Annotated in this window: 14 protein-coding genes; 8 read left to right on the top strand and 6 right to left on the bottom strand. The window is 67.6% G+C overall.

The annotated features are described in order from the left end of the window. Positions 1 to 25: 25 nt before the first annotated feature. The 3 genes from mutL to mutS are packed head-to-tail and all read right to left on the bottom strand — an operon-like array spanning position 26 to position 5389. A complete protein-coding gene (mutL, locus tag LAQ73_RS04925) occupies positions 26 to 2260 on the bottom strand; it encodes a DNA mismatch repair endonuclease MutL (protein WP_224270132.1) in 2235 nt (744 codons plus the stop codon). After that, entirely contained in the window at positions 2253 to 2660 is a 408-nt protein-coding gene (locus LAQ73_RS04920; RefSeq protein WP_224270131.1) for an NUDIX hydrolase, read from the bottom strand. The genes mutL and LAQ73_RS04920 overlap by 8 nt, the downstream gene beginning before the upstream one ends. Next, a complete protein-coding gene (gene mutS, locus LAQ73_RS04915) occupies positions 2657 to 5389 on the bottom strand; it encodes a DNA mismatch repair protein MutS (protein WP_224270130.1) in 2733 nt (910 codons plus the stop codon). The genes LAQ73_RS04920 and mutS overlap by 4 nt, the downstream gene beginning before the upstream one ends. Before the next feature lie 269 nt (positions 5390 to 5658). On the opposite strand from mutS, the gene LAQ73_RS04910 reads away from it, so the two are divergent. The 3 genes from LAQ73_RS04910 (at position 5659) to LAQ73_RS04900 (ending at position 8705) form a co-directional block, all read left to right on the top strand. Further along, positions 5659 to 6117 (top strand): DUF6789 family protein, encoded by a 459-nt coding sequence (locus LAQ73_RS04910; RefSeq protein WP_224270129.1) that lies wholly within the window; start codon positions 5659 to 5661, stop codon positions 6115 to 6117. A 125-nt stretch (positions 6118 to 6242) separates the two neighbouring features. Further along, complete coding sequence (locus tag LAQ73_RS04905; RefSeq protein WP_345778401.1) at positions 6243 to 7982, top strand: cbb3-type cytochrome c oxidase subunit I; 1740 nt, start codon at positions 6243 to 6245, stop codon at positions 7980 to 7982. Between the two features lie 84 nt (positions 7983 to 8066). After that, on the top strand, positions 8067 to 8705 hold the full coding sequence (locus LAQ73_RS04900) for a DsbA family oxidoreductase (RefSeq protein WP_224270127.1): 639 nt from the start codon (positions 8067 to 8069) through the stop codon (positions 8703 to 8705). 4 nt (positions 8706 to 8709) lie between these two features. Here LAQ73_RS04900 and LAQ73_RS04895 read toward each other — a convergent pair whose 3' ends face one another. After that, the gene (locus LAQ73_RS04895) at positions 8710 to 8850 is read right to left on the bottom strand and encodes a hypothetical protein (RefSeq protein WP_224270126.1); all 141 of its coding nucleotides are present in this window, start codon (positions 8848 to 8850) and stop codon (positions 8710 to 8712) included. Between the two features lie 93 nt (positions 8851 to 8943). Then, positions 8944 to 9585 carry an MBL fold metallo-hydrolase gene (locus LAQ73_RS04890; RefSeq protein ID WP_224270125.1) on the bottom strand — a complete coding sequence of 214 codons (642 nt, stop codon included), beginning with the start codon at positions 9583 to 9585 and terminating at the stop codon, positions 8944 to 8946. A gap of 177 nt (positions 9586 to 9762) precedes the next feature. Here LAQ73_RS04890 and LAQ73_RS04885 point away from each other — a divergent pair, with 177 nt between their 5' ends. Together LAQ73_RS04885 and LAQ73_RS04880 are read left to right on the top strand one after the other, a co-directional pair. Continuing rightward, entirely contained in the window at positions 9763 to 10761 is a 999-nt protein-coding gene (locus LAQ73_RS04885; RefSeq protein WP_224270124.1) for a calcium/sodium antiporter, read from the top strand. Between the two features lie 34 nt (positions 10762 to 10795). After that, positions 10796 to 11623, top strand: a complete 828-nt coding sequence (locus tag LAQ73_RS04880) for a sodium:calcium antiporter (RefSeq protein ID WP_224270123.1) — start codon at positions 10796 to 10798, stop codon at positions 11621 to 11623. Between the two features lie 18 nt (positions 11624 to 11641). Here LAQ73_RS04880 and ubaA read toward each other — a convergent pair whose 3' ends face one another. Next, complete coding sequence (gene ubaA, locus LAQ73_RS04875; protein WP_224270122.1) at positions 11642 to 12457, bottom strand: SAMP-activating enzyme E1; 816 nt, start codon at positions 12455 to 12457, stop codon at positions 11642 to 11644. 245 nt (positions 12458 to 12702) lie between these two features. Here ubaA and LAQ73_RS04870 point away from each other — a divergent pair, with 245 nt between their 5' ends. The 3 genes from LAQ73_RS04870 to LAQ73_RS04860 all read left to right on the top strand — a co-directional run bounded on the left by LAQ73_RS04870 (position 12703) and on the right by LAQ73_RS04860 (position 14601). Continuing rightward, positions 12703 to 13896: a YeeE/YedE family protein gene (locus LAQ73_RS04870; protein ID WP_224270121.1), complete on the top strand. Its 1194-nt coding sequence runs from the start codon at positions 12703 to 12705 to the stop codon at positions 13894 to 13896. A 103-nt stretch (positions 13897 to 13999) separates the two neighbouring features. Then, a complete protein-coding gene (locus LAQ73_RS04865; protein ID WP_224270120.1) occupies positions 14000 to 14299 on the top strand; it encodes a sulfurtransferase TusA family protein in 300 nt (99 codons plus the stop codon). Then, complete coding sequence (locus LAQ73_RS04860) at positions 14296 to 14601, top strand: rhodanese-like domain-containing protein (protein WP_224270119.1); 306 nt, start codon at positions 14296 to 14298, stop codon at positions 14599 to 14601. Before LAQ73_RS04865 ends, LAQ73_RS04860 begins: the two co-directional genes overlap by 4 nt. The last annotated feature ends 38 nt before the right edge of the window (positions 14602 to 14639 follow it).

The raw sequence follows: 14639 nt of genomic DNA, 5'->3' as shown, positions 1-14639 counted from the left end.
TACGCGACGCGTCTCGGACTGTCGACTACTCCTCGGCGCGCCGCCCTGCGTGGCCCGGGTAGTCGCGCTCGAATCTGGCTTCGATGTCGTCGCGTCCGAACTCGATGATGACGGGTCGGCCGTGCGGGCAGGCGTACGGGTTCTCGCAGGCGTCGAGCGCCTCCAGCAGCTCGACGACCGACCCCTCCGTCAGCGACGTGTTGCCCGTGATGGACGGGTAGCACGCCAAGTCGGCGAGCAGGGAGTCCGCCACGGCGTCGACGGTTCGCTCGCCGCCGTCGTCCTCCTCGGCGACGAACGCGCTCACCACGTCGCGCAGCAACTCGGGGTCCAGCGTCGCACCGAAGACGGCCGGCACCGTGCGGACTTCGACGGTCCGCTCGTCGCTTCGCCCGGCGTGGAAGCCGACCTGCGCCAGCGCGTCGGCGTACTCCTCGAACAGCGCCGCCTCCCGCGCCGTCAACTCCAACTCGACGGGGTCTGCCAGCGCCTGCGTCGGCGTGTCGCCCGCGAGTTCGTTCTGCAGGCGCTCGTAGTTGACGCGCTCGTCGGCGGCGTGCTGGTCGACGAGTACGAGCCCACTAGGCGTCTCGGCGACGACGTACGTGTCGTGTAGTTGGCCGAGGACGCGCATCCGCGGCAAGCTGTCGAACGCCGTCTCCGACGTCGCATCGTCGCCCGAGAGCGTTCGCTGCGTCGTCGGCGCGGCGACGCCCGAGCCTCGGGCGTCGGGCGCGGCGCTCGCGTCCGGACTGGTCGCAGAGAGCCACGACTGTTCGCTCTCGGCGCTCTGTGTGGGGCGCCCCCTGGTGTCGGATTCGGGGAGTCGCGCTGCGTCGGACGGTGTCTCCGTCGCCCCCGCGCTCGCCTCCGACGCACGCGGTCCGCCTCCGTTCCGCGTCGACCTCGCCGGTCGGGCGTCCGACTCCTCGGCTCGACCCGACGGTTCGCTCCGGCGGGACGAAGCGGGCGAATCGCCGGGCGAACTCGCGCTCTCGCTCGCGGTTCCGCTCTGAGGGGCGGTCTCGCCGCGTCGCTCCGCCTCGCCGCCGACCCGCGTCGCTCTCCGGTCGGTACGACTCGTCCGCCCGGCGACGTCGCTCGCGGCTTCGTGGGCGGTGCCCGCGCCGCCGACGACTTCCGTCTCGTCCCGACCGGGTCGAACTTCCGCCTCGTCGGGCGCGGAGAGGCCGCGCGGGGCCGACGACCGGACGAGCCCGTGGTCCAGAAGCGCCTCCTCGACGGCGTCGGCGACGGCGCGCTTGGCGCTCGACTCGTCGTCGAACCGCACCTCCATCTTGCGGGGATGGACGTTCACGTCGACGGCGTCGGGTTCGACGTCGACGAACAGGACGGCGAACGGGTAGCGGTCGGGCGCGAGCTGCCCGCCGTAGGCGTCCAACACTGCCTCGCGGAGCGTCGCGGCGGTGACGTAGCGGTCGTTGACGAACGTCGAGAGGTACTCGCGTCCGGCGCGGGTCGTCTCGGGGTGGCTGACGACGCCCGACACCGACTCGACGGGTCCGGGGCCGTCGGCGTCGTAGTCGACGCGGACCATCGCCTCGGCCACCTCGCGGCCGTAGACCGAAAGAACCGCCGATGGCAGGTCGCCGTTGCCCTCGGTGGCGAACACCTCTCTGCCGTTGTGTTCGAGCGACACCGCCACGCCGGGGTTCGCCAGCGCGTACTGCGTGACGACGGTGTTGACGTGGTCGAACTCCGTGGGGTCGGTCTTGAGGAACTTCTTGCGGGCGGGCGTGTTGAAGAAGAGGTCGTCCACTTCGATGGTCGTCCCCGCCGGACAGCCGGCGGGTCGCGTCTCGCCGACGTCCCCGCCCTCGACGGTGAGTTCGGCCCCTGCGCCGCCGGCACCGTCGGTGCGCGGTTTCGAGCGAACCGTGAGCCGCGACACCGCACCGACCGTGTGCAGCGCCTCGCCGCGGAAGCCCAGCGTGCCGACGCCGGCGTCGAGGTCCGAGATGTCCCGTATCTTGCTCGTCGTGTGTTTCTCGACGGCGCGTTGGAGGTTCGACTCGCTCATCCCGACGCCGTCGTCGCGGACGCGGATACCGCCTTTCCCGCCGTTCTCGACGGCGACCGAGACGCGCGAGGCATCGGCGTCGAGGCTGTTCTCGACGAGTTCCTTGACGACCGAGGCGGGTCGCTCGACGACCTCCCCCGCCGCGATTTGGCGAACCGTCGCGTCGTCGAGCGCGCGGATGTGCGGGTCGTCGTCGGGCGAGTCGCCCGTCTCACCCATCGTCGTGGACCTCCCACGCGCAGGCGACCGCTTCGCTCTGCGTCTCGCTCAGTCGTTCCGTGGCCGTCTCGACGACGATCCAGTCGTAGTCGGTGTGTTCGGGGCTCAGCGACACCGACTTCCCCTCGACGGTGCAGTAGTAGTAGACGGCGAAGCGGCCGAGACCCGCGTCGTTGAGCCACGCATGCGTGTGGACGGGTTCCTCGACGTCCGGCTCGATGCTCGTCTCCTCCTCGATTTCGCGGTGCAGCCCCTCGACGACGGGCTCGCCCGCTCCGAGGCGACCGCCGGGGAGTTCCCACCCGCCGTCGCTCGCGCGGCGAACCACCAGTACCTCGCCCTCGGGGCCGAACAGCACGCCGCGCAGGCTCACTGTCGCCCGGAGTGGTTCTTCGGTCATCTCTCCCTGTGTAAGTGCGCCTGCCACTCTTGTACCTTCGCCATAAGTTCAATCGGCGAGAGTTCTTCGAGGTTCGTCTCCGAGAGCGCTTCGAGCACCGGTTCGGGGTCGTCGTACTCGGCGAGCGGGTTCGCTGCGCCGTTCGCGGCCTCGCCGTCGGCGCTGGCGTCGCTCACCTGCCTCGTCGTGGCGTTGGCGTCCCCGCCGTCGCCGGCGGCGAACTGCCCGCTCGACAGGTCGAACACCGCCTGCACGGGTTCGCCGCCTCCGCCGCCTTTCGCCTCGATAGCTTTCTCGGTGCGGAGTTTGCCGAGCACGTCCGTCGCGCGCGTCACGACCGGGTCGGGCACGCCCGCCAGTTCCGCGACGTGAATTCCGTACGACCGATTGGTCGGGCCCTCGCGGACGGTGCGCAGGAAGGTCACGTCGCCGTCCTTCTCGTCGGCAGGGCGGGACTTCGTCCCGTTTGCAGACGGCGAGCGTGGCTCGCCGTCGACGGCGACGTGGACGTTCTCGACTCTATCGAGGTGGTCGGCCAGCCCCGTCAGTTCGTGGTAGTGCGTCGCAAACAGCGTCTTGGCCCGAACTTCGTTGTGTAGATACTCCGTCGCCGCCCACGCGATTGAGATGCCGTCGTACGTCGCCGTCCCTCTCCCCACCTCGTCGAGGATGACCAGCGAGTCCTCCGTCGCCGAGTGGAGGATGTTGCTCAACTCCTGCATCTCGACCATGAACGTCGAGCGACCCTGCGCGAGTTCGTCGAGCGCGCCGACGCGGGTGTAGATGCCGTCGACGAGACCGACCGTCGCCGACCGCGCGGGGACGAAACTCCCCACCTGCGCGAGCAGGGTGATGAGCGCCGACTGTCGCATGTACGTGGATTTCCCGCTCATGTTCGGCCCGGTGACGATGAGGAACGCGCGTTCGCGGTCGAGATAGAGGTCGTTCGGCACGAAATCGGTCGCCGTCTCGACCACGGGGTGTCGCCCCGCCTCGATTCGGAGCGGACCCGCCTCCGTCAGTTCCGGTCGGACCCAGTCGTTGCCGGCGGCGTGGGTCGCGAGCGAGGCGAGGGCGTCGACTTCGGCGATGGTCCGACCTACGTCCTGCAACAGCGCCGCGTGGTCGGCGACGCGTCGGCGAAGCTCTTTGAACAGCTCGTACTCCAACTCGCCGCGGACCTCTTCGAGGCGGAGAATGTCGCGTTCTCTCTCCTCCAGTTCGTCGGTGACGTAGCGCTTCGAGTTCTTCAGCGTCTTTATCTCGCGGTACTCGTCGGGAACGCCGTCGGTCTGCGATTTCCCCACCTGGATGTAGTAGCCGTCAGTTTTGTTGCGCGAGACCGAGAGGTGGTGGAGGCCGTGCCGCGACTTCTCGCGCTCGGCGAGGCCGTCTATCCAGCGCTTGGCCTCCTCGTGGCGGTCGATGAGTTCGTCGAGTTCGTCGTCGTAGCCGCGGCAGATGAGTCCACCCTGCGTCAGCGTCTTCGGCGGTTCTTCGGCGAGCGCAGCCGCCAGTTCCTCGCGGAGCGCCGCGGCGGCCTCGTGGTCCGGCCGGGCGACGACGTCCGAGAGCGGGGAGTCGGCGAGTCGGCCCTCGACGGCTTTCCGAAGTGCCGGCAGTACCGCGAGCGTGTCCCGCACCGACAGCAGGTCGTGCGCGCCAGCGCTTCCCGAGGCGGTACGACTCGTCAACCGTTCGAGGTCGTACGCGCCGTCGAGGGTGTCGCGGACGCGCTCTCGGTCCAGCGCCGCCGCCGCGAGCGCTTCGACGCTGTCGAGGCGTCGTTCGATGTCGACCCGCGAGCGTCGGGGGCGGGTGAGCCACTCTTTGAGCAGACGGCCGCCCGGACTCGTCACCGTCTGGTCGATGGTGTCGAGAAGCGACCCCGAGCGGTCGCCGTGCATCGTCTCGGTGAGCTCCAGATTTCGCTGTGTGGTGGCGTCGAGTTCGAGGTGGTCTGCGACGCGGTACGCCTGCAGGCGCGTCATCGACTGGGCGACGCCGACGCCCGTCTCCTCGACGTACGACAGCACCGCGCCCGCGGCGCGAATCGCGCGGTCACCGTCGAGACCGACGCTGTCGAGCGCCTCGCGGCCGAACTGCTCGCGGAGGGCGTGTCTGGCCCGGCCGGGCGCGAAACTCTCCGTGTCGTGCAGCGAGAGCGAGGCGTCGCTCGCCTCGCGGAGTCGGTTCAGGAACTCGTCGTCGGTGCGAATCTCGGGGCCGGGGAGGATCTCGACCGGCGCGAAGCGGTAGAGCTCGGCGTGGGCGTCGGCTTCGGCCTCGGTGTCGGTGACGAGAAAGCGCCCGGTGGTGGCGTCGGCGAAGGCTAGCCCGAACCCGTCGTCGCCGTCGCCGCGGACGACGGCGGCGATGTACTTCGCGTCGGCTTCGGTCGTCTCCAACAGCGTTCCCGGCGTGACGACGCGCGTGATGGAGCGCGCGTGGCCGTCTTCGGTCTCGTACTGGTCGGCGACGGCGACCCGGTAGCCGCGTTCGACGAGCACCTTCAGGTATGGCGTGAGGTCGTTCAGCGGCACGCCCGCCATCGGGTACGACGACCCGTGCGAGGACTTCTGTGATACCTTCAGGTCCAGCTCCTCGCCGACGAACTCCGCGTCGTCGGCGAAGAACTCGTAGAAATCGCCGCACTGCATCGCCAACAGGTCGGCGTCCGTCTGTTCTTTGAGAGAGAGGAACTCCCCGACGATTCCCTGTGCGGTCATACGTTTTCTCGGGAATTGCGCGGGTAAAACGATGCGGGTTCGTTCGACGCCGACCGCGGATGAGGTCGCGGTTTGCCGACCGAAAGCCCCTACCCTCGGTCCGGCACCGCGACACCGAAACTGCGGGCGGGAGCCGTTTCTCCTTTTTGCCTTGCCGCCGGGCGTCGCTCGGCGCGACGCCGCGACCCGGCGACGCAATGCCAGAACCCGACGACGCAACGCCGCGACGGGCGAGGCTTTTAACCGAGTGTCACGAACTACCGCTCACCATGAACCGCCCACTCAGCGCGATCGCCGGGGGTGTCACGGGTATCGCCGTGATGTCTCTGTTGTTGCTGTTTCTGGAGGTAGAGACACGCTCGAATCTCGCCATCTTCGAATCCGTCGCCCGCTTCGCCGGAATGCCCGGCAACGTCACGTTCGGCTTCATCCTGTTCGTCCTCGCGGGGGTCTTCGCGTGGCCGCTCGCGTTCATGGCGCTGGAGCGGTACATCCCCGGTGGCCCCGACCCGGCGACGCGCGGGATGGTGCTCGCCGTCGCGCTCTGGGTCGTGTTCGTCCTCACCGGACGCGGCGGCCTCTCGGGCGGCCTGCTCGCCATCTACGTCATCTTCACGCTACTGGCGCACCTCTGTTACGGCTTCCTCCTCGGGGCGGTGTACGGACGTCTCACCAGCGAGGGGCCGCTGGAGCCGGAGCGCTACGACCCGAGCGACGTCTCGCAGTGAGCGCGATCCGACCTCGCGGACGGGACCGAGTCCGCGCGGGTACTGCGAGCGCGACCCCACCTATATCACGGTACAATTCTAAGATGAGGGTGTGGTCCCCAACGCGGTAGATAGGTGTGATTAGCGTGTTCACAGAGATTCCCGGCCTACTCGTCGTCACCTGGGCGTTGCTCGGGTTGGCGATATACGCAGGCTACAGACAGAACTGGCAGTTGCGAAGCGTCGCGGCCGACGGTGGCTACCTCTCGGGGCTGGGGTTCGAGTCCGAGAAACCGACCGGTCTCTTCCGATGGTTGACGACGGTCGACCACAAGGATATCGGCGTCCTCTACATCGTCTTCGCCACCGGTGCCGCGCTGTGGGGCGGGACGGACGCGATGATGATACGCACCGAACTGTTCACCGCCGGAACCGACGTGTGGAGTCCGGATACGTACAACGCGCTCTTTACGGCCCACGGGTTCACGATGCTGTTTTTCTTCGCGACGCCCGCGTTCACCGGCCTCGCGAACTACTTCATCCCGATTCTCGTCGGCGCGGACGACATGGCGTTCCCGCGCATCAACGCCATCGCCTTCTGGTTGCTCCCGCCCTCGCTTCTGCTCGTGCGCGGTGGACTCGTCACGGAGGTGCTCGGCAAGATGCTCGCCACCGTCGGCGTGCGCTGGGAACTACTGTTCTCGTTGAAGCCGCCGACGACGGGGTGGACGCTGTACACGCCGCACTCGGCGCTGCTCGCTAATCCGCAGGTGGATCTCGTGCTCCTCGGCCTACATCTGAGCGGGCTGGCGACGGTCATGGCCGCCATCAACATCATCGTCACCATCTTCACCGAACGCGGCGAGCAGATCACGTGGGCGAACCTCGATATCTTCTCGTGGACGCTGCTCACGACGAGCGGCATCATCCTCTTTGCGTTCCCCGTGCTCGGGAGTTCGCTTTTGATGCTCGTCGCCGACCGGAACTTCGGCACGACGTTCTTCGCCGTCGAGGGTGGCGGTCCCATCCTCTGGCAGCACCTCTTTTGGTTCTTCGGTCACCCCGAAGTGTACATCCTCGTCTTGCCGGCGTTCGGTCTCGTGAGCCTCATCCTCCCGAAGTTCGCGGGACGGAAACTGTTCGGCTTCAAGTTCATCGTCTACTCGACGCTGGCGATCGGCGTGCTCTCGTTCGGCGTCTGGGCGCACCACATGTTCGCGACGGGCATGGACCCGCGTCTCCGAGCGAGTTTCATGGCCGTCTCGCTGGCTATCGCCATCCCCAGCGCCGTCAAGACGTTCAACTGGATGGCGACGCTCTGGGGCGGCAACGTCCGCTGGGCCGCGCCGCAGATTTTCTGCGTCGGCGGCATCATGACGTTCATCGTCGGCGGCGTGACGGGCGTCTTCCTCGCCTCCATCCCCGTCGACCTCGTGCTGCACGATACCTACTACGTCGTCGGTCACTTCCACTTCATCGTGATGGGCGTCATCACCTTCGCCGCCTTCGCCGCCAGTTACTACTGGTTCCCGCTTCTCACCGGCCGGATGTTCAACCGACGGCTCGGCCGCATCCACGGCTACCTCAGCATCGTCGGCGTGTTCGTCACGTTCATGCCGTTGATTCTCATCGGCTACGGCGGCCTCCCGCGACGATTCGCGTCGTATCCCGCAGCGTTCGAACCGCTGCAGCAGATATCGTCGTTCGGCGCGGTCATCATCGGCGTCGGCGTCGTCATCTGGCTCACCAACCTAGTGCAGTCGTACCGCCTCGGGCCCATCGTCACCGACGCCGACGTGTGGAACCTCCGCGAGAGCGGGCAGTTCTCCCGCGAGTGGCAGTGGTTCGAGACGCAACTCGAAGAGCGGACCAAGTTCCGCCGCTGAGGATACCGGCGGCTTCGACGCTGGTGCGTCGGCCGCTCACACCCGAGTCGACTTCTTCTGTCCCCCGCCCGAAGACGGGATACCATGAGCGACAGTGCCGACGCCGAGACGGTGACCATCTTCTCCGATTACGTCTGCCCGTTCTGCTACCTGGGCCGACGTTCGTTCGACCGGTACCAGGAGACCAGAGAGGAGGAACTGGAGATTGACTGGCACCCGTTCGACCTCCGTAGTCAGAAACGCGGTCTCGACGGGGAAATCGATCAGAGCGCCGACGACGGTAAGGACGACGAGTACTTCGAGCAGGCGAAACAGAACGTTCAGCGCCTCAAGGAGCGCTACGACGCCGACGAGATGTCGCTCGATATCGCCCGCGAGGTGGACTCGCTGCCGGCGCAGGTCGCCTCCTACTACGTCAAACAGCACTACGACCACGAGACGTGGCTCGAATTCGACGAGGCTATCTTCGCGGCGCTGTGGCACGACACGCGCGACATCGGCGACGAAGAGGTACTCGTGGACCTGGCCGAAGACGCCGGCATCGACTCAGAGGAGATCCGGTCGGCGCTCGACGACGACGCGCTCCGCGAGGAACTCCGCGGGAAGTTCACCGAGGCCCAGCAACAGGGCGTCACGGGCGTGCCGACGTTCGCCTACGACGGCTACGGTGCCCGCGGCGCGGTCCCGCCGGAACAACTGAAACGACTCGTCGAAGGCGTCTGAGCGCTCACCCGTCGAGTCCGCCGCTTTCGTCGAATTCGCCCGTCAGTTCGACGTGACCCTTGGCGTAGCCCTCCTCGGCTGCCTCGATCTCGATGCCGAGGTGCTCGACGAACGGCAGATCGTTCAACAGAGACTCCAGACCCATCGGACGGGCGTCTCGGCGGTGCGGTAAACGCGTGTCGGACCCCGAGACAACCGCCTCGGGGTTTGCCGTGCGTGCGCTCCGCTCGCGGCCGCTCTACGACGGCTTGCCGGGGAAGTTGACGAACCGGTCCAGTTTCTCCCGCGCGTTCTCCAGCACCGACGAGCCGTGGAAGACGAGCACGGCGTCGAACTCGAACGCCAGCAGGCGTTCGAGATTCTCCTCGGCCTCGTTGAGATCGTCGGAGAACACCGCGGGCGGCAGAATCAGGTAGCCCTCGGAGAGACCGCGCTGGTCCGACCCCGAGACGGCGTCGCCGGCGACGACGGCGCCGCGGTCGGCGTCGACGAGCGCGTGATTATCCGGTTCGTGACCCGGCACGTGGACCGCCTCGAACGAACCGATTTCGTCCCCGTCGCCGTAGCGGGCCACGTCGCCGTCCTCGACGCCGTCGAGTTCCGAGAGGTCGGTCTGCTCGGGGACGAACACCTCGGGGTCGAACCGGTCGACGACGGCCGGGAGGCCGCCGACGTGGTCGCCGTCGCCGTGCGTAATGACGACGCGCTCGGGCTCGACGCCGAGTTCGTCGAGACCCGAGAACAGGCTGTCCGTCGTCGCCCCCAGACCGGTGTCGACGAGCGTCGGCGTCGGGTCGTCGAAGAGATACGCGCGCAGTCGGCGGTCGGTTCCCTCCATCACGGTGACGTCGTACACGCCAGAGAGCAGTTCGGTCGGCATACTCGACAGTCGGCGGCAAGAGTGATAATTCACGTGACGGTCGGCTCTCGCGCGGCACTCGGGTCAGCATGGCACTCGGGTCAGCGTGGCGCTCGGGGAGCCGTCGCGCGACGGCTCGGCGGAACGTCGACGGTATTCGAACCGAGATTTATTTCAGTGGCTATCGTAATCGGGTCCGTGCCGAGTCAAGTCGTCGACGTCATAGTTATCGTCGTTAGCATCTTCGCCCTCTGGGCCGGCGCGCGCCTGTTCGTCGATTCGGCGGTGAACGCAGCCCGCCGTCTCGGGTTGTCAGAGCTCACCATCGGTCTCACGGTCGTCGCCGTCGGCACCTCCTCGCCCGAAATCGCCGTCTCGCTGGAGGCGGCGCTGGAAGCGCGCCCGGACATCGCCGTCGGCAACGTCGTCGGCAGCAACATCTTCAACATCGCCGTCATCCTCGGCGTCGTCACCCTCGTCCAGTGGCTTCCTATCTCTCGGGAACTGGTCAAACGCGACGGCGCGGCGGTGCTGGCGACGGGTATCCTCGGCGTCGTGGTGCTGTTCGACGGCGTCGTCTCCCGAATCGAGGGACTCGCGCTCGTCGCGCTCTTCGGCGCGTACCTCTACGTGCTATTTCGTTTCTCGCCGGACCTCCCCGACCACCCCGACCCGGTCGACCTTCCGCCCCCGATTGTCGGTGCGACAGACGGGGGCGGAGAAGAGGCCGACAGCGACGGAGGGAGACCCACCGAGTTCGGCCTCCGGGAGGCGGTACTGCTCGTCGTCGGTCTCGCGCTGGTCGTCGGCGGCGGACAACTGCTCATCGACTCGGCGACGTCGCTCGCGCGGGCGGCCGGCATCTCCGAGTGGGTCATCGGCGCGACCATCGTCGCGGCGGGCACCTCCTCGCCGGAGTTCGCGGTCTCAATCGTCTCGCTGAAACGCGGGCAGGCGGGCGTCTCCGTCGGCAACGTACTCGGGAGCAACATCTTCAACTTCCTGTTCATCCTCGGGCTGGCGGCGACCATCACGCCGCTGTCGGTCGCAGCGGCCGCCTTCGACGGCGCGCTGTGGCTTTTCGGGTTGACGGCGCTGCTCGTCGCGGCGCTGTGGTCCGGCCGCCGCCTCTCGCGTCCGGAGGGAGGGCTCCTCGTCGGGTCCGAGGCCGTTCGGTGGCTGAGTTCGTTGCTGTAACAGATTTATGCCGCCGTCGGCGCATCGTTTCGACGTGAACGTCGCGATTCTCGTTTCGCTCGCGCTGCTCGTCGTCGCCGTCGCCGTCCTCTGGGTCGGAGCCGAGCAGTTCGTCGAGGCGGCGGTTCGCCTCGCCCACCGGTTCGGCGTCTCGGCGACCGTCGTCGCCAGCAACATCTACAACATCGCCGTCGTGCTCGGATTGGTCGCGCTGGTCCGACTGATTCGCGTCTCCCAGCGAGTGCTCCACCGAGACGTGCTCGCCGTTCTGGGAGCGACCGGTCTCCTGTTGGCCGTCCTCTTCGACGGCGAGGTGTCTCGCATCGAAGGGTTGGGTTTACTCACGGTGTACGCGGCGTACGTTGTCGTTCTGCTGCGCTTCGCCGACGCTCCGACGTACGCGCCCACGGACGTTGACCCGCCGAAACGGTTCGACGCGCTCCGTCTCGTCGGAGGCCTCGTGCTCGTCGTCGGTGCCGGCCAGCTTCTCGTCGACTCCGCGGTGACGCTCGCGGAGTTCGCGGGCGTCTCCGACTACGTCATCGGCGCGACGGTGGTCGCCGTCGGCACCTCGACGCCGGAACTCGCCGTCTCGGTCGTCGCGCTCACCCGCGGGCGAAGCGGCGTCTCCGTCGGTAACGTGCTCGGGAGCAACCCCCTGAACGTGCTCGTCGTGCTCGGTCTCGCGGCGACGATTCGACCGCTCGCCGCCAGTGCCGCCGCGTTCGACGGGGCGCTGTGGCTCGCGGGGCTGACGGCGCTGCTGGCAGTCGCGCTGTGGTCGGGACGACGGCTCATTCGTCCCGAAGGTGGGTTGCTCGTCGGGTCGGAGGCGGTCCGCTGGCTGCTCGGGTTCGGGTGACAGTGAAGGTGGAAGAACTCAGTCCGCCTGTACCGCGCAGCCGCCGGTGTACTCCACCTCGTCGACGGAGGCGATGGGGTCGTCGCCGCAGACCGGGCAGTCGGAGTTCTGCCGGTACGGAACCGTCTCGAAGCTCATCTCCATCGCGTCGTAGAACAGCAGTTTCCCGGCGAGCGGTTCGCCCGCGTCGATGAGGAGTTTCACCGCCTCGGTCGCCTGGATGCAGCCGAGCGTGCCGGGGAGAACGCCGAGGACGCCCGTCGTCGCGCAGTCGGGGACGGTGCCGGGTTCGGGCGCTTCGGGGAACAGACACCGATAGCAGGGGCCGTCGGGGACGAGCGTCGTCGCCTGTCCCTCGAACTTGTAAATCGCGCCGTGAGCGACCGGAATCCCCGCGAGGCGACAGGCGTCGTTGACGAGGTAGCGCGTCCGGAAGTTGTCGGAGGCGTCGACCACTACGTCGTAGTCGGCGACGAGTTCCTCGACGTTGTCGGGGCCGACGCGCAGGTGGTGTTGCTCGACGGTCACGTCGGGGTTCAGCCGTTCGACGAAGTTCGCGGCGCTCTCGACCTTCGGAACGCCGACGTCGGCGTCGGCGTGGATGACCTGTCGCTGGAGGTTCGAGCGTTCGACTACGTCGTCGTCGGCGACGCCGATGGTGCCGACGCCCGCCGCCGCGAGATACTGTACGACCGGCGCGCCGAGGCCGCCCGCGCCGACGACGAGCGCGCGCCCGTCGAGCAGTTTCTTCTGTCCCTCGGGGCCCACCTCGTCCATGATGATGTGCCGCGAGTAGCGGTCCAACTGCGTCGCGTCCAGAGAGAGGTCGCTCATTGCTGGGCGTTTGCGGTTGACAGACATAAGGGTGCGGGAGCCTGTCGCACGCGACCCGGCAAGTGTGTCTGGTTCCTGTGTCGTCACCGTTACCGACTTCTCGCCCACATTCTTCGCCTTCAGGTCCTGAAACGCCTCTTTTCGACAGAATATGGACGAAACGAATGTGAACGGACGTGATGGGCCACGGCAGGCGTTCGTCAGACGGGGCGGCTTATGCGTCGGAGGCGACTACCACGGCCTGAATGGTGTCGAACGTACTGACCGCACTCGTCGTGGGCGTCGGCCTCGGCGTGTTCCTGCAGAAGGGCCGCTTCTGCTTCGTACACGCCTTCCGCGACTTCTTCGCGTTCAAGGACTCGCGGGTGACGAAGGCCGTCCTGGTCGCGACGACGCTCACGATGGTGTTCTGGAGCATCGCCTACGCCCTGGGCTACTACCAGGGCTTCTGGACGCCCGGATGGGGGCTCACCGGCCTCGTCGGCGGGTTCGTCTTCGGCGTCGGGATGACCTACGCCGGGGGTTGCGCCTCGGGGACGCTCTACCGCGCCGGACAGGGCTACCTGCATTTCTGGCTCACGCTCACGTTCATGGGCGTCGGCTACGCGGCGTTCACCGCCGCCTTCCCGACGCTCGAGTCCGCCTACTTCGAGCCGCTGACCGTCGGCGGGGGCGTCACCCTCTTTGCGGTGTCGCCGGTTCCCGCGCCCGTGTTGGCGCTCGGCGTCGCCGGCGTCGTCCTCCTGGCGTACGCGACGATCGTCGGCCGCTCCGCCGCGGGCGGTGCAGGTGGAACCGACGACGGGGCGGCGGTCCGCGCCGATGGCGGCACGCCGACCAGCCGCGGGCTGGGCGCGTCGGCCCCTGTCGTCGGCCTCCGACAGTTCGTCGCCGGGACGCGCGCGTACTTCCGCGGCTTCGCCGAGATAGACGACTGGAAGGCCGCCTCGAAGCGGCCGTGGGACCCCCGGACCGCCGCGCTCGGTATCACGGCGCTGGCGGTGCTTTGGTTCACGCAGGTGTCCATCGTCGGCGTCACCGGCCCGGAGGCGCGGTGGACCGGCTACCTGCTCCAGCAGGTCGGCGTCGACGTCGGAAGCTTCGAGTACTGGGGCTCGGTGCTCTTTCAGGGCCAGGGCGTCGGCCTCACCGTCGACATGATCATGATCGCGGCGGTCATCCTCGGGGCGTTCCTCGCCGCCATCTGGAGCGGCGACTTCTCTGTTCGCATCCCGAAGCGCCGCCGCGTCCCGAACGCGGTCGTCGGCGGCTTCATGATGGGCGCTGGCTCGCGTCTCGCCCCCGGATGCAACATCGGGAACATCTACTCCGGCCTCGCGGAGCTGTCGGTCCACTCGTTCATCGCCACCGCCGGCATCATCGCCGGCGTCTACGTGATGACCCACTGGATCTACCGCGACGTCGGCTGCGCCATCTGAGTTCCAAAGACACTCAACCCGCCACCCTCACACTCGACGCGAACGCACTGAATCACCGACCACACCGAATCCACCGAACTCACCGATAATACTCACACAAACCATGAGCGGACCATCACTGGACGACTTCGTCGAGATGCCCGACGAGGTCGACGACGAGACGGCAGAACAGCTCGCAGACCAAGCCAGCGAAACCCAGGACATGACCGGCGAGGTCTGTCCGTACCCGCAGGTCGAAGCGAAGAAATCCATCCAGTCGCTCGACTCGGGCGAACTCCTCGTCCAGGAGACCGACCACGTTCCCTCGACGGAGAACGTCCCCCGCGCCGTCGGCGACGACGCCGACGCGCGCGTCTGGCGCAGCGGCGGCGGACTGTACCGCATCTTCCTCAGAAAACGATGAGCGGGGTCGACGAACGCACGCCCGAGGAAGTGCGCGCCCGACTCGCCGCCGACGCGGAGATCGACCTCGTCGACATCCGCGACCGGGAGGACTTCGAGGACGCGCCCATCGACGGCGCGGAGAACGTCCCGGTCGACGAACTGGAGGCCGTCGTCGAAGAGCGCGAGTGGGCCGACGAGGTGATCGTCTCCTGCTACATCGGCGAGACGTCCGTGCAGGCGGCGCGACTCATCGACCACTACGCCGACGACGCCGAGGTGGCCAGCATGACCGGCGGCTACGAGGCGTGGGACGACGCCTGACGGCGACGACACCGCTCTTCTCGCGCGTTCGACGCCGA

Origin of the sequence: Haloprofundus salinisoli (assembly GCF_020097815.1) — an archaeon.
GTDB classification, from domain to species: domain Archaea; phylum Halobacteriota; class Halobacteria; order Halobacteriales; family Haloferacaceae; genus Haloprofundus; species Haloprofundus salinisoli.
The sequence above is the reverse complement of the archived record's forward strand: the minus strand, read 5'-3'. Positions and strand labels throughout refer to the sequence as shown.

Bases quoted from the DNA above. Each gene is read 5' to 3' on its own strand.
- mutL (WP_224270132.1), bottom strand. From the start codon at position 2,260: ATGGGTGAGACGGGCGACTCGCCCGACGACGACCCGCACATCCGCGCG.
- LAQ73_RS04920 (WP_224270131.1), bottom strand. From the start codon at position 2,660: ATGACCGAAGAACCACTCCGGGCGACAGTGAGCCTGCGCGGCGTGCTG.
- mutS (WP_224270130.1), bottom strand. From the start codon at position 5,389: ATGACCGCACAGGGAATCGTCGGGGAGTTCCTCTCTCTCAAAGAACAG.
- LAQ73_RS04910 (WP_224270129.1), top strand. From the start codon at position 5,659: ATGAACCGCCCACTCAGCGCGATCGCCGGGGGTGTCACGGGTATCGCC.
- LAQ73_RS04900 (WP_224270127.1), top strand. From the start codon at position 8,067: ATGAGCGACAGTGCCGACGCCGAGACGGTGACCATCTTCTCCGATTAC.
- LAQ73_RS04895 (WP_224270126.1), bottom strand. From the start codon at position 8,850: ATGGGTCTGGAGTCTCTGTTGAACGATCTGCCGTTCGTCGAGCACCTC.
- LAQ73_RS04890 (WP_224270125.1), bottom strand. From the start codon at position 9,585: ATGCCGACCGAACTGCTCTCTGGCGTGTACGACGTCACCGTGATGGAG.
- ubaA (WP_224270122.1), bottom strand. From the start codon at position 12,457: ATGAGCGACCTCTCTCTGGACGCGACGCAGTTGGACCGCTACTCGCGG.
- LAQ73_RS04870 (WP_224270121.1), top strand. From the start codon at position 12,703: ATGGTGTCGAACGTACTGACCGCACTCGTCGTGGGCGTCGGCCTCGGC.
- LAQ73_RS04865 (WP_224270120.1), top strand. From the start codon at position 14,000: ATGAGCGGACCATCACTGGACGACTTCGTCGAGATGCCCGACGAGGTC.
- LAQ73_RS04860 (WP_224270119.1), top strand. From the start codon at position 14,296: ATGAGCGGGGTCGACGAACGCACGCCCGAGGAAGTGCGCGCCCGACTC.